The following is a 17,675-nucleotide window of genomic DNA, read 5'->3' on the forward strand; positions in this document are numbered from 1 at the left end:
TTGCGCCGATTGCCATGGAAGAGGGTCTGCGGTTTGCGGTGCGTGAGGGTGGCCGTACGGTCGGCGCCGGCGTTGTCGCAAAGATCCTGGAGTAAATAGGTATGGCAAGTTCTAGTCAGCAGATCCGCATTCGCCTCAAAGCCTTCGATCATCGTTTGATCGATCAGGCTGCCCGCGAGATTGTGGAAACCGCAAAACGCACCGGTGCGCAAGTAAAAGGCCCGGTGCCCTTGCCTATGAAGAAAGAAAAGTTTACTGTACTGATTTCGCCGCATGTGAATAAGGATGCGCGAGACCAGTACGAGATTCGGACTCATAAGCGATTGATGGATATCGTTGATCCGACAGACAAAACCGTCGATGCGCTAATGAAGCTCGATTTGTCTGCTGGAGTTGATGTACAGATCAAGCTCTCCTGAGTTTCGGGGAACTACCTGGGCCCTAGTCAGCTGACTAGGCCACCGAGGCGGGCCCTTACATCGCCAACGCAAAGCGCTGGCGCCTCGTTAAAGAGACAATTTGGACAGATGGCGTCTGCTGATGGCGCGTTAATTTTGCTTTACCTAAAGGCAAGTTACGGCCGATGCAGCAGGCGGCAAATGCATTAAAGAGGAATTCGACGATGGCAATCGGAATCGTCGGCCGCAAATGCGGCATGACGCGGGTTTTTAAGGAAGACGGTACTTCAGTGCCTGTAACGGTTATTGAAGCCGCGCCCAACCGCGTTACGCAAATTAAAACGCAAGGAACCGACGGTTATTCTGCATTGCAGGTAACAACCGGCTCTCGTCGTCCATCACGGGTTACCAAAGCGGTAGCCGGTCATGCCGCAAAAGCGGGTGTCGAGATGGGTCGGGGGCTTTGGGAGTTCCGCTTAAGTGGTGATGACGACGTAACTGTTGAGCCAGGCGGAGAGCTGACAGTTGAGCAGTTCGAAGTGGGGGCCGTTGTGGATGTAACGGGCACCTCTAAAGGTAAAGGCTTTGCCGGCACCGTGAAGCGGCATAACTTCCATATGCAGGATGCTACACACGGTAACTCGCTTGCTCATCGTAAGCCGGGCTCGATCGGTCAGGCACAAGATCCAGGCCGTGTCTTTAAAGGCAAAAAGATGGCCGGACAGATGGGTAACGTGCGCAAAACCATTCAAAACCTAGAGGTTGTGGTGGTTGATACAGATCGCAACCTGCTTCTCATTAGTGGCGCTATTCCTGGCAGCCCTAATGGAGACGTTATTGTTCGGCCGGCAGTGAAAGCTGCGGCACAAGGAGGGAAGTGATGGACGTGCAGCTCGCCTCCGGTAGCGGAAAGGTTGAAGTTTCAGATCAAACATTCGGTGTCGACTACCGTGAGCCATTGGTTCATCAAGTTGTAGTCGCTTATTTGGCCGGCGCGCGCGCTGGCACCAAAGCGCAGAAAACGCGTTCAGAGGTGCGTGGCGGCGGCGCCAAGCCATGGCGGCAAAAAGGCACCGGTCGTGCCCGTGCCGGTAGCATTCGTAGCCCACTCTGGCGCAGTGGCGGCCAGACCTTTGCGGCCAAGCCACGCGATCATTCGCTGAAGGTAAATCGCAAAATGTATCGCGGGGCGATGCGCTCCATCCTGTCTGAGCTTTTGCGTCAGGATCGGTTGAAAGTGGTTGATGATTTTGACCTGCAAACAGCCAAGACGAAAGACGCGTTGGCTGCGGTCACGCAGTTAGTCGGTAGCGCTGATGCACTGATTATTGGTGCGGTGATTAGCGAAAATTTATATCTGGCGGTCCGTAATCTTCCGCATGTTGATGTGCGTGATACCGAGGCGCTAGATCCTGTAACGCTGCTGACGCACGAGAATGTAGTGATTACGGTCGATGCGTTACGTCGAATTGAGGAGTGGCTCGCATGAATCAGGAGCGCATCTATCAGGTGCTGCATGGTCCGCACGTCTCAGAAAAGAGTACGGTTATTGCGGATGAGGCCAACCAAGTCGTCTTTAAGGTCGCAGTTACCGCGACCAAGCGCGAGGTGAAGGCGGCCGTCGAGGCACTCTTTGAGGTGAAGGTTAAAGACGTTCGCGTTGTTAACGTGAATGGTAAGCGGAAAAGCTTCGGTCGCGTGAAGGGAAAGCGCTCCGATTGGAAAAAGGCTTACGTGGCATTGGAAGCGGGCGAAGAGCTCGATTTCATTGGCGGCGTAGAGTAATCGAACAGGCGAACGGGAACTAAGAGCATGGCACTGCGCAAAGCAAAACCAACTTCTCCCGGCCGGAGATTTGTTGTCCAGCCTTCGAAAGAAGGCCTCCACCGCGGAGAGCCCTATGCTCCGTTGGTGAAAAAGCTCAGCAAAAGCGGCGGGCGCAACAATCAGGGTCGGATTACCACGCGCCATATTGGTGGTGGTCATAAGCGGCGTTATCGAGAAATCGATTTCAAGCGCTCTAAAGACGGTATTCCGGCAACAGTAGAACGGCTTGAGTACGATCCAAATCGTAGCGCTCATATTGCGCTCGTTTTATATCGTGATGGTGAGCGGCGTTACATCATTGCGCCGAAAGGCTTAAAAGTCGGCCAAGAAATACGCTCAGGCGTTGGCGCTCCCATTAAGCCGGGTAATACGCTGCCACTGCGCAACATTCCGTTGGGTACTCAGGTGCACTGCATCGAAATGCGGCCTGGCAAGGGCGCGCAAATGGCTCGCTCAGCAGGCGCTAGCGTGCAGTTAGTTGCCCGTGAGGGTGCTTACGCCACGTTGCGTTTGCGCTCCGGCGAAATGCGTAAGGTGCTCTCAGAGTGCCGCGCCACAATCGGCGAAGTCAGTAACGCCGAGCATGCTTTGCGGTCTTTGGGTAAGGCTGGCGCTTCGCGCTGGGCCGGACGCCGCCCCACCGTTCGTGGTGTGGTCATGAACCCGGTAGACCATCCGCATGGTGGTGGTGAAGGACGGACCTCCGGTGGTCGTCATCCGGTTACGCCATGGGGCGTGCCGACGAAAGGACATAAGACTCGTAGCAACAAGCGCACTGATCAATTCATCGTGCGCCGTCGCAAACGCTAACTAGTAGGGGTGGATGAATAGTGCCACGCTCGATACGTAAAGGCCCGTTTATAGAGAGTCACTTGCTGAAGAAGGTTCAGCAGGCGATTGAGACTAATAACAAGCGTCCGATTAAAACTTGGTCGCGGCGTTCCATGGTGGTGCCGGAGATGGTCGGATTGACAATCGCCGTCCACAACGGGCGCCAGCATGTGCCGGTGCTTGTCAACGAGAACATGGTTGGACACAAACTTGGTGAGTTCGCAAGCACGCGTACCTTCAAGGGTCATGTGGCCGACAAGAAGGGTAAGAGGTAGGTCATGGAAACGTCGGCCAAACTTCGGTATGCAATTATCTCACCGCAGAAAGTGCGGTTAGTCGCAGACCAGATTCGGGGTCTTCCCGTGGCGCGTGCGCTCGAGCTGCTCGAGTTTAGCCCGCGGAAGGCGTCAGCCATTGTGCGCAAGGTGGTCGATTCCGCCATCGCCAATGCAGAACACAACAGCGGTGCGGACATTGATGAGCTCCGCATTTCCCGCATCCTTGTGGATGAGGGACCGATGTATAAGCGCGTTCAGCCGCGGGCCAAGGGCCGGGCGAATCGCATCCTGAAGCGGACTAGCCACATTACTGTGGCGGTCGCAGAGGACTAGGGGTTTTCGGTAATGGGTCATAAGGTTCATCCAACAGGTTTTCGACTGGGCATCACTGAAGATTGGCGGTCGATGTGGTACGCCAATAGCAGCAACTTTGGTGATCAGTTGCATACAGATTTCCGGATTCGCGAATACATTCGTAAGCGGTTATCACATGCGTCGATCAGTCGTATTCGTATTGAGCGTCCTGCAAAGAATGCGCTGATTACTATTCATACGGCCCGGCCTGGCATCGTAATTGGTAAAAAGGGCGAAGATATTGATCGGCTGCGGCGTGAGTTGACCCAGCAGATGGGTATTCCGGTGCACGTCAACATCGAAGAGATTCGTAAGCCTGAGCTCGATGCCCAGTTGGTGGCCGAGAATGTGGCTCAGCAGCTTGAGCGCCGTATTATGTTCCGTCGCGCCATGAAGCGTGCCGTGGGCAATGCGATGAGGCTGGGTGCTCAGGGCATTAAGATTCAGGTCGGTGGCCGGCTCAACGGTGCAGAAATTGCACGGAGTGAGTGGTATCGCGAAGGACGGGTGCCGCTGCATACCCTGCGTGCTGATATCGATTATGGGTTTGCCGAGGCACACACAACTTACGGCGTTATCGGCGTGAAGGTGTGGGTGTTTAAGGGCGAAATTTTGGACACCGACAAAGTTGCCGATAGCCGCTCCACTGCGGCCTAACGGAACCTAAAGGGGAAACGAGATGCTGCAGCCAAAGCGCACCAAGTTTAGGAAGCAACAAAAAGGCCGTAACAACGGGCTTGCTACACGCGGTGACAAAGTGAACTTCGGTGAGTTTGGGCTTAAGTCCACCACTCGCGGTCCCGTCACGGCACGTCAGATTGAGGCAGGCCGTCGGGCAATTAACCGTCATGTGAAGCGTGGCGGTAAAATTTGGATTCGGATTTTCCCCGATACGCCGATTACCTCTAAGCCACTTGAAGTGCGTCAGGGTAAGGGTAAGGGCAACGTCGACCATTGGGCCGCTAAAGTGCAGCCGGGTCGGGTCATTTATGAGATCGAAGGAGTCTCGGAAGAGGTCGCTCGCGAGGCTTTCCGCCGCGCGGCTGCCAAGCTTCCGGTGCAAACTCGCTTCGTTGAGCGGACGGCAATGTAATGAAGGCAACCGAACTTCGCGAAAAAGATATCACGGCATTAGAGGCCGAGCTGCTTGAGCAGCGGAAAGAGCAATTTAACTTGCGCATGCAGCAGTCAACAGGTCAGTTGGCCCGGCCCGACCAGGTCAAGCGTGTGCGTCGCGAAATTGCGCGCATCAAGACGGTGATTAACGAAAAGAGTAAGGCGGGCGATAAGTCATGAGCGAGAGCACGAGCGTAAAGCGGACCGTGAATGGCCGCGTAGTCAGCAACCGGATGGAGCAAACCATTACGGTAGCGGTTGAGCGCCGGGTGCGACACCCGCTATATGGCAAGTTCATGCGTCGGACAACGAAGGTCCACGCGCATGATGCCGAGAATGCCTGTCAGATAGGCGACTGGGTTGTTGTTGAAGAGTGTCGGCCAATTTCCAAAAGCAAATGCTGGAATTTGGTTGAAATTGTTGAACGCGCAGCGCAGTAAGCAAGTACGAACTGGAGAATAAGTCGCCATGATTCAGATGCAGACGCTGCTCGGCGCGGCGGATAACAGCGGAGCGAAGGAGGTTCAGTGCATTAAAGTGCTGGGCGGTTCCAAGCGTCGTTACGCCGGCATCGGGGACATCATTAAGGTCAGCGTCAAAGACGCGATCCCCCGAGGTCGAGTTAAAAAAGGTGAGGTTTATAACGCGGTGGTGGTTCGCACCCGTCACGGTGTGCGTCGCCCAGACGGATCCTTGATCCGTTTTGATGGTAACGCGGCGGTGTTGTTGAACAACAACCTGCAGCCCATCGGAACACGTGTCTTCGGACCGGTTACCCGTGAGCTGCGTACCGAGCGGTTTATGCGCATTATTTCCTTGGCGCCGGAGGTGCTGTAGTCATGCGTAAGATTAAAAGCGGTGACGAAGTGATGGTCATTGCCGGTAAAGATAAAGGCCGGCGTGGGCGAGTGATTCGGGTGATCCCGGAGAATGATCGGGTTGTGGTGGAAAACGCGAATATGGTGAAAAAGCATAAGCGCGCCAATCCACAGGCAAATGACCCGGGTGGAATTATTGAAAAAGAAATGCCGCTGCATTTATCAAATGTAGCGATTTATAACCCCAGCACCGGTCAAGCTGATCGGGTTGGAATTCGCACGGCGGAAGACGGACGTAAAGTCCGATACTTCAAGTCCGATAACGAACTAATTGATTAGGGTGCCGTGATGGCCAGATTGCGGGAGCAATACAAAAACGAAATTGTCGGAGCGCTGACCGAGCGTTTCCAGTACGCCAATCCAATGCAGGTGCCGCGGCTGGAGAAGATCGTCCTTAATATGGGGCTTGGTGAGGCAACGCGCGACAAAAAAGCGATTGATGGTGGAACGGAAGATCTTGCAGCGATCGCCGGTCAGAAACCGATCGTAACCTACACACGCAAAGCGGTGGCTGGGTTTAAGATTCGGGATGGCTGGCCAATTGGTGCCAAGGTCACGTTACGTCGTGAGCGCATGTACGAATTCTTGGATCGTTTCGTCAACGTGGCAGCGCCGCGAATTCGCGACTTTCGTGGATTCTCGCCGCGGTCCTTTGATGGGCGTGGTAACTATAATCTCGGTGTTCGAGAGCAGCTTGTCTTTCCAGAGATGGAGTTTGACAAGATCGATGCCATTCGTGGCATGGATATCGCAATCGGCACTTCGGCAACGACGGATGAGGAAGCGATGGCCCTGCTCGAGGGTTTTGGCTTTCCTTTCCGCAAGTAAAGAGGGCAGGAAATGGCAAAGGTTTCCATGGTCCAGCGTGAGCTCAAGCGGAAGCGTGTACGCAGCCGTTTTGCAGATAAGCGCGTAGAGCTGAAGGAAATTATTCGGAGCCCGGCTTCCTCAGAAGAGGATCGGGCAGCAGCGCAGGAGAGGCTTCAAAACCTTCCGCGCAATGCAAGTCCCACTCGTGGGCGTAACCGGTGCAATGTCTCCGGCCGGCCGCGCGGTTATTACCGCAAATTCGGTCTGGCTCGGAATATGCTCCGCCAGGCCGCCATGCGCGGCGAGATCCCCGGCCTGAAGATGTCCAGTTGGTAATTGGCATGGGCAAGGGTAATCAGGCAAGGAACCAGGTGAAGCGAACATGAGCATGACCGATCCCATCGCGGATATGCTGACCCGGATTCGGAACGGGCAGTCAGCTGAAAAGCCTGAGGTGGCAATGCCATCCTCAAAGGTAAAACAGGCGATTGCGCGGGTATTGAAAGAAGAGGGTTACATCCACGACTACCGCGTCGACGGCGACGAGAAAAAGCCGACACTGCTGGTGACATTGAAATACCACGAAGGCCGTCCGGTCATCGAGGAGATTCACAGAGTCAGCCGGCCCGGCTTGCGTCGATTTGAAGGCAAGCGCTCTCTTCCACGGGTACGTGGAGGATTGGGTACAGCCATTGTTTCTACCTCACGGGGAGTGATGACCGACCGAGCAGCACGTGATGCTGGTCATGGCGGTGAAGTTCTCTGTGTGGTGTTTTAACGACGGGGCAAATGCGCGATGTCTAGAGTAGCGAAAGCGCCAGTACAAATTCCTAAAGGGGTCGAGGTTACTCTCGGTGTTGAACGGGAAATTAAAGTCAAAGGCGCAAAAGGTGAACTGCAACACACCATTCATGAATGGGTGGATGTGGCGCAGGCAGACGGGCAGCTAACCTTTGCTCCTAACCGGGAGCGCCAAGACGCCATGGCATTGGCGGGCACAACACGCTCGCTAGTCAACAACATGGTTGTTGGGGTCAGTGAAGGTTTTGAACGCCGGTTGCAATTGGTGGGTGTGGGTTATCGAGCGCAGGCACAGGGCAAAAAGCTCAGTCTCGCGTTAGGTTTTTCGCATCCGGTTGAGCATCCGGTTCCCGAGGGGATTACGGTTGAAACTCCGTCTAATACGGAGGTCGTAGTTAAAGGTATTGACAAGCAGCAGGTCGGTCAGGTGGCGGCAAATATCCGCGCTTATCGTCCGCCAGAGCCTTATAAAGGCAAGGGCGTTCGATATGCCGACGAGCGAGTCATCATGAAGGAAGCCAAGAAGAAGTGACGGTGATGGACAAAAAGTCAGCAAGACAGCGCCGAGCTCGGAAGAGCCGCGCCAAGATGCGGGAGCTGGGCTCCGTGCGATTGACCATTCATCGCACGCCTCGGCATACATACGCTCAAGTGATTACGGCCGATGCCACCCAAACCGTGGCGGCTGCCTCTACGCTCGAGAAAAGCGTACGCGGCGATCTTGCTCATGGGGGCAATATCGAGGCGGCACGGGCAGTGGGTCAAGCAATCGCAGAGCGGGCCGTAGCGGCGGGCATTACGGAAGTAGCGTTCGACCGAGCAGGTTTCAAATATCACGGCCGGGTGCAGGCAATTGCCGATGCTGCCCGGGAAGCCGGACTCAAATTTTGAATAGAGGCGCATAGGTTATGGCGACTAACGACGTCAGCGGTGAAGGTTTTCGCGAAAAGCTCATCACCATCAACCGCGTAGCCAAGGTGGTAAAGGGTGGTCGTCAGTTCGGCTTCACTGCCTTGACCGTGGTGGGCGATGGCGAGGGTTCTGTCGGTTTTGGTTATGGTAAGGCGCGCGAAGTGCCACTTGCCATTCAGAAAGCGATGGAAAAAGCGCGGCAGAACATGCGCAAGGTCAGCCTCAACGGGCCAACGTTGCAATATCCCATGACTGCCAACCATGGTTCGAGCAAAGTGTTTATGCAGCCTGCCTCGGCAGGTACCGGCATCATTGCCGGCGGTGCAATGCGCGCAGTGTTTGAAGTGGTTGGGGTGCAGGATGTGTTGGCCAAGGCAATTGGCTCGCGCAACCCCGTTAATGTTGTTCGTGCAACGATTAACGCATTAACCGACTACAGCTCGCCCGATCAGGTGGCGGCTAAGCGCGGCAAAACTGTTGAAGAGGTTCAGAGCTAATCATGGCCAAGAACAAACAGCTTCGTGTTACGTTGACTCGCAGCGTTTCGGGTCGGCTCGCACGGCATAAAGCCTGCGTTGCCGGGTTGGGTTTACGTCGCATCCGCCACAGCGTGGTTGTGCAAGATACCCCCGAAAATCGCGGCATGATCAACAAAGTCTCATACATGCTCGCCGTTGAGGAGCTCTAGGTTATGCGTCTGAACTCATTAAGCCCTGCAGAGGGCTCACGTAAAGAACGCAATCGCGTTGGCCGAGGTTCAAGCTCGGGTAACGGAAAAACGGCTGGCCGCGGTCATAAAGGCCAGAAGTCACGTAGCGGTGGTTTTCATAAGGTTGGCTTTGAAGGCGGTCAAATGCCTTTGCAGCGCCGGGTGCCGAAGGTTGGATTTAGTTCCCGCAAAGGCCGTGTAACGGCCGAGGTTCGGTTGTCTGAAATTGGAAAAGTTGAAGGCGATGTCGTCAGCTTAGACACCCTAAAAGCGGCGGGGCTCATTACCAGCGGTATCCGCGATGTGAAAGTCATTGCTTCTGGCACGGTTGATCGGGCAGTCACGCTGGAGGGCGTTCGAGCCACGGCTGGTGCGCTTGCGGCAATTGAAAAAGCCGGCGGACGGGTCGGGGGTTAAGTGGCAGGTCCAGCAGCCAATGCAGGAGCCATGGGCGGCATGGGCCGGCTTACCGAGGTGCGACAACGGTTAATGTTTGTCGTGCTTGCGCTGGTCGTTTATCGGCTTGGCGCACACATTACCATTCCAGGTATCGACCAGGCCGCTTTAGCGCAGATGTTTGATGCGCAGTCCGGCACGATTCTCGACATGTTTAACATGTTCTCAGGCGGTGCGCTGGGTCGGCTTTCAATTTTTGCATTGGGGGTTATGCCTTATATTTCGGCATCGATCATCATGCAGCTAATGGCCGCGGTCATCCCTTCACTTCAGCAGTTAAAGAAGGAAGGTGAGCAAGGGCGGCGCCAAATTACCAAATATACGCGTTATGGCACACTTGCTTTAGCACTGTTCCAAGGCATCGGTATTACGGTTGCCCTGCAAAATCAGGGTGTGGTCATGGCCCCCGGCCCGGCATTTATCTTTATCGGCACCACCACATTGGTGACGGGCACGATGTTCTTAATGTGGATCGGCGAGCAGATTACTGAGCGCGGCATCGGCAATGGCATCTCTTTAATTATTTTTGCGGGCATTGTTGCAGGCTTACCGGCGGCGCTAGGTGGCACATTAGAATTATCTCGTACCGGTGAACTCGCTATTCCTGCGGTACTATTTTTATTGATTCTGGCGCTGGCGGTCATTTGGTTTATTGTCTTTATGGAGCGTGGCCAGCGCCGCATTACCATTAATTATGCGCGGCGGCAGCAAGGTCGCAAGATGTACGCCGGCCAAACCAGCCATCTCCCGCTTAAAATTAATATGGCGGGTGTGATACCGGCCATCTTTGCCTCCAGTATTATTTTGTTTCCCGCAACAATCGGGCAGTGGTTTGGTGAAATGGAGGGGTTTGCTTGGATGCAGCGGCTCGGGCAAACACTAAGCCCGGGGCAGCCGTTGTATATCGCCCTGTATGCAGCAGCAATTATCTTTTTCTGCTTTTTCTATACGGCGTTGGTGTTCAATTCTCGCGACACCTCAGATAACTTAAAAAAATCCGGTGCGTTTATTCCTGGCGTGCGGCCGGGCGAGCAAACCTCACGGTTTATTGACAAAGTCATGACTCGGCTGACGCTTGTTGGGGCGATTTACATTACCGCCGTGTGTTTGCTGCCAGAGTTTTTGATTTTGTATTGGAACGTGCCGTTTTACTTTGGCGGGACGTCATTACTGATCATCGTCATTGTGGTGATGGACTTTATGTCTCAGCTACAAGCACATTTGGTATCGCATCAGTACGAACCATTGATGAAAAAAGCCAACCTGCAGGCGCATAGTCGCCCCGGGGGTGGGTTATTACGGTAGAGGCTCGCTTACTGGCGCAGCTTCTGCTAAGCTTCGCGCCCCGCGATTGGGCGTGTAAAACGAGATTATCGGAGACGGGACGATGAAAGTACGTGCATCGGTAAAAAAGATTTGCCGAAACTGCAAGGTGATTAAACGCGGCGGTGTCGTGCGCGTAATTTGCACCACAGATGCGCGCCATAAACAGCGACAAGGCTGATAGATTGGCGTTTTCGCTTGAAGACAACGCGTGGAAGCACCTATACTAGGCGGTTTCCGCGAAGCTGGACAAACTCGGGAGTAACGGTACATGGCCCGTATTGCTGGGGTAAATATCCCCACCAACAAGCACACGGTGATCGCGCTGACGTCGATCTACGGCATTGGCCGTACGCGTGCAAAACAGATTTGTGATGCAGCAAGTGTTGCGCCAGAGCGCAAGATTAAAGAGCTCACTGATGATGAGCTTGAGCGTATTCGCGGAGCGATTAATGAGGTTGTGGTTGAAGGCGATTTACGCCGTCAGGTCGCAATGGATATTAAGCGGTTGATGGACATGGGCTGCTATCGCGGCATCCGTCATCGCAGAGGGCTGCCGGTACGCGGCCAAAAAACTCGTACGAACGCACGGACCCGTAAGGGACCACGTCGTGCGGTCACCCGATAACGTAGAGCAGGAAAGCAGTTCATGGCAAAGCCGACCACTCGCACCCGCAAGCGTATTAAACGCACGGTTGTCGACGGGATTGCGCATATCAACGCAACGTTCAATAACACGATCATTATGATCACCGATCGGCAGGGGAATGCCCTTTCTTGGGCAAGCGCCGGGGGCAGTGGTTTTCGGGGTTCTCGTAAGAGCACACCGTTTGCCGCACAGGTTGCCTCAGAGCGCGCAGGCGAAGCCGCTAAGGATTACGGATTGAAAAATCTGGAAGTCCGCGTGAAGGGGCCAGGGCCGGGTAGAGAGTCAGCAGTCAGAGCACTGAATAACTCAGGCTACCGGATTACTAACATCGAGGATGTGACGCCGATTCCACACAATGGATGTCGTCCTCCCAAAAAGCGTCGCGTCTGATTTAGGGGTTTTTGAAAATGGCACGTTATATCGGACCGACATGTAAGCTGGCTCGCCGGGAAGGCACCGATCTTTATCTTAAAAGTGGTGTTCGGCCTTTGGAGAGCAAGTGTAAGCTGGATACGCCCCCTGGGCAGCATGGCCAGCGCCGCGGGCGGCTCTCTGACTATGGGCTGCAGTTGCGGGAAAAACAGAAAGTGCGTCGTATTTACGGCGTGTTGGAGCGGCAGTTCCGGCGTTATTACAAAGAGGCGGATCGCCGCAAAGGCAATACCGGTGAAAACCTGCTTCAGTTGCTGGAAACTCGCCTTGATAACGTCGTTTATCGGATGGGTTTTGCGGCTACGCGTGCAGAAGCCCGTCAGTTAGTGGCACACCGGGCCGTTGAGCATAACGGCCGTATCACGAACGTAGCGTCTGCTGAGGTAAAAGCAGGCGATACCGTCAATATTCGTGAGCGGGCGCGTAAGCAGCTGCGTATTCAGGCGGCTATGGAAATGGCGCAGCAGAACGGCCTGCCCGATTGGGTCGAGGTCGATTCGAACCAGTTCCAGGGCGTGCTTCAGCAAGTTCCAGAACGACAAGATTTGGCGGCAGAGATTAATGAGTCTCTGATCGTTGAGCTTTATTCCAAGTAGTGCTGCAAATAGCGGCGGTGCGGACCAGGAGTTTCTCTCATGCAAGGTCAGTTTAAGGATTTCCTTAAACCGCGGGTTGTTGAAGTTGACGCAGTCAACGATCGACGCGCAAAAATTACTCTCGAGCCACTAGAGCGTGGTTTCGGGCATACGTTGGGTAATGCGCTACGGCGCGTGCTGCTCTCCTCGATGCCGGGATATGCCGTTACCGAGGTGGAGATCGAGGGCGTGCTTCACGAGTACACCGCGGTTGAAGGTGTGCAGGAAGACGTTGTCGACATTCTGCTTAACCTCAAAAATCTCGCAGTGCGCTTAGTGGGCCGTGAAGAGGCAACCTTGCGCTTGCATAAAAAAGGGCCTGGTGTAGTAACGGCTGCAGATATTGCCGCAGAAGGCAATGTTGAGGTGAAAAATCCTGAGCTCGTTATCTGCAATCTAACCAAAGCGGGTGAGATTAGCATGACGATTACGGTCAGCAAGGGGCGCGGCTATGAGCCCGCAACCTCGCGCGACGACGACGAAGATCGGGGTACGGGCCGACTGGCACTAGATGCAACTTACAGCCCGGTTCGACGCGTTTCGTACAACGTGGAAAGCGCTCGTGTTGAGCAGCGGACGGATCTCGATAAGCTGGTCATGGACATTGAGACAAGTGGCGTCATCGAACCAGAAGAAGCCATTCGGCTTGCGGCCAGCGTGCTTCGCGATCAACTTTCGGTTTTTGTTGACCTAGAGGGTGGCGAAAGTGAGGTTGAGCCGGTTCGCAAAGAACCAGAGGTTGATCCGGTTTTACTGCGTCCGATCGACGATCTTGAACTGACCGTTCGCTCAGCAAACTGTTTGAAGGCCGAAAGCATCCATTTTGTGGGTGATTTGGTTCAAAAAACGGAAGTCGAGTTGCTCAAGACACCAAATCTTGGCAAAAAGTCATTGAACGAAATCAAAGAAGTGCTTGCTCAGCATGGGCTTCAATTGGGTATGCGGCTCGAGAACTGGCCACCGGCCGGCCTTGAGGATCGCAGCCGTGCGACCGGCTAGGGGAAATTAGTTATGCGTCATCGTAAGTCCGGACGGAAACTGAATCGGAATAGCTCTCATCGCGCCGCTATGTTTAGAAACATGTCAGCGTCGCTTTTCGAGCATGAAGCTATTCGTACAACGCTACCTAAAGCAAAGGAACTGCGCCGGGTTGCCGAGCCACTCATTACATTAGCTGGCACAGATTCTGTCGCTAATCGGCGTCTGGCTTTTTCGCGCCTGCGAAATAAAGAGATGGTCACCAAGCTCTTTGACGAACTTGGACCACGCTATCGCGAACGTCCTGGTGGGTATCTGCGAATCCTCAAAGCGGGCTTTCGTGCGGGTGACAATGCGCCAATGGCATTTGTCGAGCTCGTTGATCGGCCGTTACCAGAAGTTGAAGAGCCAGAGCCTGAGCGCGAAGAGGTAGCAGAAGCCTCGTAATAGGGAGAATGAGCATGAAAGCACCCGTACGTGTTGCGGTAACTGGGGCTGCTGGCCAAATCGGCTACAGCTTGTTATTTCGGATCGCGTCAGGCGATATGTTGGGCCCTGATCAGCCGGTCATATTGCAGTTGCTGGAAGTCTCTCCCGCGATGGATGCGCTTCAAGGCGTGGTGATGGAGCTTGACGACTGCGCCTTCCCATTGGTGGCCGGCATCCAAGCCAGTGACCAGGCGGAAGAGGCCTTTCGTGATGCTGATTACATCCTGCTGGTGGGCGCAAAGCCGCGCGGGCCGGGTATGGAACGCAAAGATCTTCTAGAAGCTAACGCGGCCATTTTCTCGGCACAGGGCAAGGCGATGAATGCCGTAGCCAGCCGTGACGTACGCGTTTTAGCTGTCGGTAACCCGGCCAATACCAATGCGTTAATTGCGATGCGTAATGCACCTGATCTGGATCCTGGTCGCTTCACGGCAATGACACGGCTTGATCATAACCGCGCATTGGCTCAGCTTTCTGGACGTGTGGGCGCCCATGTTAACGACATTACCCGCATGACCGTATGGGGTAATCACTCTGCCACGCAGTATCCCGATATCAGCCATACGTTGGTCAAAGGCAGCCCAGCGGCTGATCAGGTTGATCAAGCATGGCTAGAAGAGACCTTCATTCCCACGGTTCAGCAACGCGGGGCCGCAATCATTAAGGCCCGGGGTCAGTCGAGTGCGGCATCAGCAGCCAGTGCGGCCATTGATCATATGCGGGATTGGACACTGGGTACGCCAGAAGGCGACTGGGTCAGCATGGCCATTCCGTCTGATGGCAGCTATGGCATTGCCGAGGGTTTAATTTACTCATTCCCCGTACGCTGTGTGAATGGCCATTATGAAATTGTGCAGGGCTTAGACGTTGACGATTTCTCGCGTGAGCGCATGCTTGCCACCGAGCAAGAGCTTACCGAGGAGCGCGATGCGGTGGCGCATCTGCTGCCGTAAGCAGCGGCGCTAGAAACCGTCCGGTATGAGAATGGGCCGCCTGAGCAATTTGTTCGGGCGTGCCTTCAGACAGGATCATGCCGCCCCCATCCCCACCCTCTGGCCCAAGATCAATTAACCAATCACAGGTTTTTATGACATCAAGGTTGTGTTCGATCACAACAATGGTGTTGCCATCGTCACGCAGTCTTTCAATAACGCTGAGCAGCTGCGCAATATCGTGAAAATGTAGGCCAGTGGTGGGCTCATCAAGGATATAAAGCGTATTGCCGGTGTCTCGCTTAGATAACTCACGGGCAAGTTTGACGCGCTGTGCTTCACCCCCAGACAGCGTGACAGCATTCTGACCGAGTTTTAGATATCCCAACCCCACATCAATAAGCGTTTGTAGTTTGCGGGCAATCACTGGAATTGCCGCAAAAACCTCAAGCGCATCAACAACCGTAAGATCGAGCACATCCGCGATGTGAAGTCCCCGATAACGCACCTGCAGCGTTTCGCGATTATATCGAGCGCCTTTGCAGACATCGCAGGGAACATAAACATCGGCAAGAAAGTGCATCTCTACGCGTAGCATGCCTTCACCCTGACAGGCGCTACATCGCCCACCACTCACGTTAAAGCTAAATCGCCCCGGGCCATAGCCGCGCGAGCGGGCCTCGGGTGTACCGGCAAACAGCTCCCGAATGGGCGTAAATAACCCCGTATAAGTGGCTGGGTTGGACCGTGGTGTACGCCCAATGGGGCTTTGGTCGATATCCACAACTTTATCGAAATGCTCCAACCCCTCTATACCATCGCATGGAGCAGGCTGCAGCGTGGCGCGATTGAGTGCGCGCGCGGCGGCGGGGTATAGCGTATCGTTAATGAGCGTGGATTTACCTGAGCCAGAAACCCCCGTCACACCAATCAACAAACCGGCAGGAAAAAACGCATCAATGCTTTTTAGGTTATTCCCCCGAGCGCCGCGAATGGTAATGCCTCGGTCTTTTTTGGGCATTCGACGGGCTTGAGGCACTGCAATCGCTTTGCGTCCCGCCAGGTAGTCTCCGGTTAAGGACTCGGGCGTTGCTATTAGGGTGTCAACATCTCCCGCCGCCACCACATGGCCGCCCGCGATACCGGCCCCCGGCCCCATATCAACAATGTAATCGGCGTGGCGAATGGCCTCTTCGTCATGTTCAACAACAATCACGCTATTACCCAGGTCGCGAAGGTGTACGAGCGTTGCTAGCAGTCTTTCGTTATCTCGCTGGTGAAGACCAATCGAGGGTTCATCCAAGACATACATCACACCGACAAGGCCTGCGCCAATTTGACTGGCCAAGCGAATGCGCTGTGCCTCGCCACCCGAAAGGGTATCTGCACTGCGATCTAGCGATAGGTAGTTCAATCCTACATCTGCCAGAAACTGCAGCCGCTGTGTGATCTCCTGCAAAATACCGTGTGCAATGGTCGCTTTTGCGCCGGTTAGCTCAAGCTGATTAAGCTGGATCAGCGCCTGATCAATAGCATAAGCGCTGATCTGCGGAAGGGTTAGATGATCAACCTTTACCGCGCGTGCTGCGGCGTTGAGTCGACTGCCCTGACAATCGGGGCACGTTCGCCGTGTGAGATATTGCGCTAGCTCCTCGCGTACCGCGGCCGAATCGGTCTCACGATAACGGCGCGTCATAATATTCAGCACCCCTTCGAATGGGGGTTCGGTTTGCTGATCGCCAGTCAGAATAATATTGTGAATCGTCTCGGGTAGCTCTTCCCAGGGTGTGTCTACTGAGAAGGAGTGCTGCTCGGCAAGTTCGTTAACCAGCCGACTGTAAAAGGGATTTCTGCGATCCCATCCGCGCACTGCACCGGCGGCTAGTGACAGTGAAGGTTGCGTGACCACGCGTTGCGGGTCAAAGAACTGATCGACGCCCAGCCCATCACAAGTTGGACAGGCACCGCGTGGGTTATTAAATGAGAAAATCCGCGGCTCAAGTTCGGTGAGCGAAAAGCCACATTCTGGACAGGCATAGCGGGCAGACAGAATGAGCGGTGTGGCAGTGGTATCGTCAATGTCCATGATTTTGGCAATACCATCGCCTAAAGTTAGACAGGTCTCCAGCGAATCAGCCAAACGCGTGGCTAAATCCGGCCGCACGCGGAAGCGATCAATCACCACCTCTATGGTGTGCTCACGTTTAGGATCGAGCGGCGGCAAGGCGTCAATTTCATAAACTTCACCATCAACACGAACACGAATAAAACCTTGGCTTCGCAATTCAGCAAAAATTTCTTTGTGTTCTCCGCGCCGTCCATCAACGCGCGGTGCAAGCAGCATTAGGCGCTTATCAGCGGGTTGCTCGAGGATACGATCAACCATTTCACTCACGGCAAGGGCATTAAGCGCTACGCCGTGCGTTGGGCAGTGTGGGGTGCCGGCCCGGGCAAAAAGCAGACGCAAGTAGTCATGAATTTCAGTGACCGTTCCCACGGTTGAGCGCGGGTTATGTGAGGTTGCCTTTTGTTCAATCGCAATCGCAGGAGATAGTCCCTCAATACGATCCACATCCGGCTTATCCATTACCGAAAGAAATTGCCGCGCATACGCGGATAATGACTCAACGTATCGCCGCTGGCCCTCTGCATAAAGTGTGTCAAAGGCCAATGAAGATTTCCCTGAGCCAGACAAGCCGGTGATAACAACGAGCTGGTCACGCGGCAGTGCTAAAGAGAGATTCTTTAGATTATGCGTTCGAGCACCTTCGATGAGAATTTTATGCATGGGCGTCCTACTACAAACAATTTGATAGTATACCGCCCCAGTACAACCACGCAGAGACAGGGGAACCCGTGCACGGCAG

31 protein-coding genes are annotated in these 17,675 nt (G+C 54.4%); 30 read left to right on the plus strand and 1 reads right to left on the minus strand.

Annotation, left to right across the window (positions count from 1 at the left end; genetic code table 11):
* The 30 genes from GH984_RS07465 to GH984_RS07610 all read left to right on the plus strand — a co-directional run.
* Positions 1–95 (plus strand): EF-Tu C-terminal domain-related protein (locus GH984_RS07465; RefSeq protein ID WP_216643650.1); only part of this gene is annotated, 95 nt, incomplete at its 5' end.
* A gap of 6 nt (positions 96–101) precedes the next feature.
* Complete coding sequence (gene rpsJ / locus GH984_RS07470; protein ID WP_153719605.1) at positions 102–419, plus strand: 30S ribosomal protein S10; 318 nt, start codon at positions 102–104, stop codon at positions 417–419.
* A 203-nt stretch (positions 420–622) separates the two neighbouring features.
* Positions 623–1,279 (plus strand): 50S ribosomal protein L3, encoded by a 657-nt coding sequence (rplC, locus tag GH984_RS07475; RefSeq protein ID WP_153719606.1) that lies wholly within the window; start codon positions 623–625, stop codon positions 1,277–1,279.
* Positions 1,279–1,887 carry a 50S ribosomal protein L4 gene (rplD, locus tag GH984_RS07480; RefSeq protein WP_153719607.1) on the plus strand — a complete coding sequence of 203 codons (609 nt, stop codon included), beginning with the start codon at positions 1,279–1,281 and terminating at the stop codon, positions 1,885–1,887. The genes rplC and rplD overlap by 1 nt, the downstream gene beginning before the upstream one ends.
* Positions 1,884–2,183: a 50S ribosomal protein L23 gene (gene rplW, locus GH984_RS07485; RefSeq protein ID WP_153719608.1), complete on the plus strand. Its 300-nt coding sequence runs from the start codon at positions 1,884–1,886 to the stop codon at positions 2,181–2,183. Before rplD ends, rplW begins: the two co-directional genes overlap by 4 nt.
* A gap of 27 nt (positions 2,184–2,210) precedes the next feature.
* Positions 2,211–3,035, plus strand: coding sequence for a 50S ribosomal protein L2 (gene rplB, locus GH984_RS07490; RefSeq protein ID WP_153719609.1), 825 nt, complete (start codon positions 2,211–2,213; stop codon positions 3,033–3,035).
* Positions 3,036–3,055: 20 nt separating this feature from the next.
* Entirely contained in the window at positions 3,056–3,331 is a 276-nt protein-coding gene (rpsS, locus tag GH984_RS07495) for a 30S ribosomal protein S19 (RefSeq protein ID WP_369691994.1), read from the plus strand.
* A 3-nt stretch (positions 3,332–3,334) separates the two neighbouring features.
* On the plus strand, positions 3,335–3,667 hold the full coding sequence (gene rplV / locus GH984_RS07500; RefSeq protein WP_153719611.1) for a 50S ribosomal protein L22: 333 nt from the start codon (positions 3,335–3,337) through the stop codon (positions 3,665–3,667).
* Positions 3,668–3,679: 12 nt separating this feature from the next.
* Positions 3,680–4,345, plus strand: a complete 666-nt coding sequence (gene rpsC / locus GH984_RS07505) for a 30S ribosomal protein S3 (RefSeq protein WP_153719612.1) — start codon at positions 3,680–3,682, stop codon at positions 4,343–4,345.
* Between the two features lie 22 nt (positions 4,346–4,367).
* Positions 4,368–4,781, plus strand: coding sequence for a 50S ribosomal protein L16 (rplP, locus tag GH984_RS07510; RefSeq protein ID WP_016353889.1), 414 nt, complete (start codon positions 4,368–4,370; stop codon positions 4,779–4,781).
* Positions 4,781–4,984 (plus strand): 50S ribosomal protein L29, encoded by a 204-nt coding sequence (rpmC, locus tag GH984_RS07515; protein ID WP_153719613.1) that lies wholly within the window; start codon positions 4,781–4,783, stop codon positions 4,982–4,984. Before rplP ends, rpmC begins: the two co-directional genes overlap by 1 nt.
* Positions 4,981–5,244, plus strand: coding sequence for a 30S ribosomal protein S17 (gene rpsQ / locus GH984_RS07520; protein WP_153719614.1), 264 nt, complete (start codon positions 4,981–4,983; stop codon positions 5,242–5,244). The genes rpmC and rpsQ overlap by 4 nt, the downstream gene beginning before the upstream one ends.
* Positions 5,245–5,272: 28 nt before the next feature.
* Complete coding sequence (gene rplN / locus GH984_RS07525) at positions 5,273–5,641, plus strand: 50S ribosomal protein L14 (protein ID WP_153719615.1); 369 nt, start codon at positions 5,273–5,275, stop codon at positions 5,639–5,641.
* A 2-nt stretch (positions 5,642–5,643) separates the two neighbouring features.
* Positions 5,644–5,961: a 50S ribosomal protein L24 gene (rplX, locus tag GH984_RS07530; protein ID WP_153719616.1), complete on the plus strand. Its 318-nt coding sequence runs from the start codon at positions 5,644–5,646 to the stop codon at positions 5,959–5,961.
* 9 nt (positions 5,962–5,970) lie between these two features.
* On the plus strand, positions 5,971–6,510 hold the full coding sequence (gene rplE / locus GH984_RS07535) for a 50S ribosomal protein L5 (protein ID WP_153719617.1): 540 nt from the start codon (positions 5,971–5,973) through the stop codon (positions 6,508–6,510).
* Between the two features lie 12 nt (positions 6,511–6,522).
* Complete coding sequence (gene rpsN, locus GH984_RS07540) at positions 6,523–6,828, plus strand: 30S ribosomal protein S14 (protein ID WP_153719618.1); 306 nt, start codon at positions 6,523–6,525, stop codon at positions 6,826–6,828.
* A 46-nt stretch (positions 6,829–6,874) separates the two neighbouring features.
* A complete protein-coding gene (gene rpsH / locus GH984_RS07545; protein WP_153719619.1) occupies positions 6,875–7,270 on the plus strand; it encodes a 30S ribosomal protein S8 in 396 nt (131 codons plus the stop codon).
* An 18-nt stretch (positions 7,271–7,288) separates the two neighbouring features.
* Positions 7,289–7,825 (plus strand): 50S ribosomal protein L6, encoded by a 537-nt coding sequence (rplF, locus tag GH984_RS07550; RefSeq protein WP_153719620.1) that lies wholly within the window; start codon positions 7,289–7,291, stop codon positions 7,823–7,825.
* 5 nt (positions 7,826–7,830) lie between these two features.
* Positions 7,831–8,184 carry a 50S ribosomal protein L18 gene (rplR, locus tag GH984_RS07555; protein WP_153719621.1) on the plus strand — a complete coding sequence of 118 codons (354 nt, stop codon included), beginning with the start codon at positions 7,831–7,833 and terminating at the stop codon, positions 8,182–8,184.
* 17 nt (positions 8,185–8,201) lie between these two features.
* The gene (gene rpsE, locus GH984_RS07560) at positions 8,202–8,702 is read left to right on the plus strand and encodes a 30S ribosomal protein S5 (protein WP_153719622.1); all 501 of its coding nucleotides are present in this window, start codon (positions 8,202–8,204) and stop codon (positions 8,700–8,702) included.
* Between the two features lie 2 nt (positions 8,703–8,704).
* A complete protein-coding gene (gene rpmD, locus GH984_RS07565; RefSeq protein WP_153719623.1) occupies positions 8,705–8,893 on the plus strand; it encodes a 50S ribosomal protein L30 in 189 nt (62 codons plus the stop codon).
* A 3-nt stretch (positions 8,894–8,896) separates the two neighbouring features.
* Positions 8,897–9,331, plus strand: a complete 435-nt coding sequence (gene rplO / locus GH984_RS07570) for a 50S ribosomal protein L15 (protein WP_153719624.1) — start codon at positions 8,897–8,899, stop codon at positions 9,329–9,331.
* A gap of 39 nt (positions 9,332–9,370) precedes the next feature.
* Entirely contained in the window at positions 9,371–10,675 is a 1,305-nt protein-coding gene (gene secY, locus GH984_RS07575) for a preprotein translocase subunit SecY (protein ID WP_172973208.1), read from the plus strand.
* Between the two features lie 82 nt (positions 10,676–10,757).
* The gene (gene rpmJ / locus GH984_RS07580; protein ID WP_153719625.1) at positions 10,758–10,874 is read left to right on the plus strand and encodes a 50S ribosomal protein L36; all 117 of its coding nucleotides are present in this window, start codon (positions 10,758–10,760) and stop codon (positions 10,872–10,874) included.
* A gap of 90 nt (positions 10,875–10,964) precedes the next feature.
* The gene (gene rpsM / locus GH984_RS07585) at positions 10,965–11,321 is read left to right on the plus strand and encodes a 30S ribosomal protein S13 (RefSeq protein WP_153719626.1); all 357 of its coding nucleotides are present in this window, start codon (positions 10,965–10,967) and stop codon (positions 11,319–11,321) included.
* Between the two features lie 21 nt (positions 11,322–11,342).
* The gene (gene rpsK, locus GH984_RS07590; RefSeq protein WP_153719627.1) at positions 11,343–11,732 is read left to right on the plus strand and encodes a 30S ribosomal protein S11; all 390 of its coding nucleotides are present in this window, start codon (positions 11,343–11,345) and stop codon (positions 11,730–11,732) included.
* Between the two features lie 17 nt (positions 11,733–11,749).
* Positions 11,750–12,370 (plus strand): 30S ribosomal protein S4, encoded by a 621-nt coding sequence (gene rpsD / locus GH984_RS07595; protein ID WP_153719628.1) that lies wholly within the window; start codon positions 11,750–11,752, stop codon positions 12,368–12,370.
* Between the two features lie 39 nt (positions 12,371–12,409).
* Positions 12,410–13,408, plus strand: a complete 999-nt coding sequence (locus GH984_RS07600; RefSeq protein WP_153719629.1) for a DNA-directed RNA polymerase subunit alpha — start codon at positions 12,410–12,412, stop codon at positions 13,406–13,408.
* Between the two features lie 12 nt (positions 13,409–13,420).
* Positions 13,421–13,834: a 50S ribosomal protein L17 gene (rplQ, locus tag GH984_RS07605; RefSeq protein WP_153719630.1), complete on the plus strand. Its 414-nt coding sequence runs from the start codon at positions 13,421–13,423 to the stop codon at positions 13,832–13,834.
* A 14-nt stretch (positions 13,835–13,848) separates the two neighbouring features.
* Positions 13,849–14,829 (plus strand): malate dehydrogenase, encoded by a 981-nt coding sequence (locus GH984_RS07610; RefSeq protein ID WP_153719631.1) that lies wholly within the window; start codon positions 13,849–13,851, stop codon positions 14,827–14,829.
* Here the strand turns inward: GH984_RS07610 and uvrA are convergent.
* The gene (uvrA, locus tag GH984_RS07615) at positions 14,789–17,596 is read right to left on the minus strand and encodes an excinuclease ABC subunit UvrA (RefSeq protein WP_153719632.1); all 2,808 of its coding nucleotides are present in this window, start codon (positions 17,594–17,596) and stop codon (positions 14,789–14,791) included. The two genes, GH984_RS07610 and uvrA, sit on opposite strands and share 41 nt — an antisense overlap.
* Between the last annotated feature and the right edge of the window lie 79 nt (positions 17,597–17,675).

It is taken from the genome of Spiribacter salilacus (assembly GCF_009649225.1).
In the GTDB taxonomy this organism is placed as follows: Bacteria; Pseudomonadota; Gammaproteobacteria; order Nitrococcales; family Nitrococcaceae; genus Spiribacter; species Spiribacter salilacus.

Bases quoted from the DNA above. Each gene is read 5' to 3' on its own strand.
- rplC (WP_153719606.1), top strand. From the start codon at position 623: ATGGCAATCGGAATCGTCGGCCGCAAATGCGGCATGACGCGGGTTTTT.
- rpsC (WP_153719612.1), top strand. From the start codon at position 3,680: ATGGGTCATAAGGTTCATCCAACAGGTTTTCGACTGGGCATCACTGAA.
- uvrA (WP_153719632.1), bottom strand. From the start codon at position 17,596: ATGCATAAAATTCTCATCGAAGGTGCTCGAACGCATAATCTAAAGAAT.
- rplF (WP_153719620.1), top strand. From the start codon at position 7,289: ATGTCTAGAGTAGCGAAAGCGCCAGTACAAATTCCTAAAGGGGTCGAG.
- rpsN (WP_153719618.1), top strand. From the start codon at position 6,523: ATGGCAAAGGTTTCCATGGTCCAGCGTGAGCTCAAGCGGAAGCGTGTA.
- rpmC (WP_153719613.1), top strand. From the start codon at position 4,781: ATGAAGGCAACCGAACTTCGCGAAAAAGATATCACGGCATTAGAGGCC.
- rplB (WP_153719609.1), top strand. From the start codon at position 2,211: ATGGCACTGCGCAAAGCAAAACCAACTTCTCCCGGCCGGAGATTTGTT.
- rplX (WP_153719616.1), top strand. From the start codon at position 5,644: ATGCGTAAGATTAAAAGCGGTGACGAAGTGATGGTCATTGCCGGTAAA.
- rpsE (WP_153719622.1), top strand. From the start codon at position 8,202: ATGGCGACTAACGACGTCAGCGGTGAAGGTTTTCGCGAAAAGCTCATC.
- rplO (WP_153719624.1), top strand. From the start codon at position 8,897: ATGCGTCTGAACTCATTAAGCCCTGCAGAGGGCTCACGTAAAGAACGC.
- rplD (WP_153719607.1), top strand. From the start codon at position 1,279: ATGGACGTGCAGCTCGCCTCCGGTAGCGGAAAGGTTGAAGTTTCAGAT.
- rpsM (WP_153719626.1), top strand. From the start codon at position 10,965: ATGGCCCGTATTGCTGGGGTAAATATCCCCACCAACAAGCACACGGTG.
- rplN (WP_153719615.1), top strand. From the start codon at position 5,273: ATGATTCAGATGCAGACGCTGCTCGGCGCGGCGGATAACAGCGGAGCG.
- GH984_RS07600 (WP_153719629.1), top strand. From the start codon at position 12,410: ATGCAAGGTCAGTTTAAGGATTTCCTTAAACCGCGGGTTGTTGAAGTT.
- rplR (WP_153719621.1), top strand. From the start codon at position 7,831: ATGGACAAAAAGTCAGCAAGACAGCGCCGAGCTCGGAAGAGCCGCGCC.
- rpmJ (WP_153719625.1), top strand. From the start codon at position 10,758: ATGAAAGTACGTGCATCGGTAAAAAAGATTTGCCGAAACTGCAAGGTG.
- rpsH (WP_153719619.1), top strand. From the start codon at position 6,875: ATGAGCATGACCGATCCCATCGCGGATATGCTGACCCGGATTCGGAAC.
- rplV (WP_153719611.1), top strand. From the start codon at position 3,335: ATGGAAACGTCGGCCAAACTTCGGTATGCAATTATCTCACCGCAGAAA.
- rplQ (WP_153719630.1), top strand. From the start codon at position 13,421: ATGCGTCATCGTAAGTCCGGACGGAAACTGAATCGGAATAGCTCTCAT.
- rpsD (WP_153719628.1), top strand. From the start codon at position 11,750: ATGGCACGTTATATCGGACCGACATGTAAGCTGGCTCGCCGGGAAGGC.
- GH984_RS07610 (WP_153719631.1), top strand. From the start codon at position 13,849: ATGAAAGCACCCGTACGTGTTGCGGTAACTGGGGCTGCTGGCCAAATC.
- rplP (WP_016353889.1), top strand. From the start codon at position 4,368: ATGCTGCAGCCAAAGCGCACCAAGTTTAGGAAGCAACAAAAAGGCCGT.
- rpsJ (WP_153719605.1), top strand. From the start codon at position 102: ATGGCAAGTTCTAGTCAGCAGATCCGCATTCGCCTCAAAGCCTTCGAT.
- rpsK (WP_153719627.1), top strand. From the start codon at position 11,343: ATGGCAAAGCCGACCACTCGCACCCGCAAGCGTATTAAACGCACGGTT.
- rplE (WP_153719617.1), top strand. From the start codon at position 5,971: ATGGCCAGATTGCGGGAGCAATACAAAAACGAAATTGTCGGAGCGCTG.
- rplW (WP_153719608.1), top strand. From the start codon at position 1,884: ATGAATCAGGAGCGCATCTATCAGGTGCTGCATGGTCCGCACGTCTCA.
- secY (WP_172973208.1), top strand. From the start codon at position 9,371: ATGGGCCGGCTTACCGAGGTGCGACAACGGTTAATGTTTGTCGTGCTT.
- rpmD (WP_153719623.1), top strand. From the start codon at position 8,705: ATGGCCAAGAACAAACAGCTTCGTGTTACGTTGACTCGCAGCGTTTCG.
- rpsQ (WP_153719614.1), top strand. From the start codon at position 4,981: ATGAGCGAGAGCACGAGCGTAAAGCGGACCGTGAATGGCCGCGTAGTC.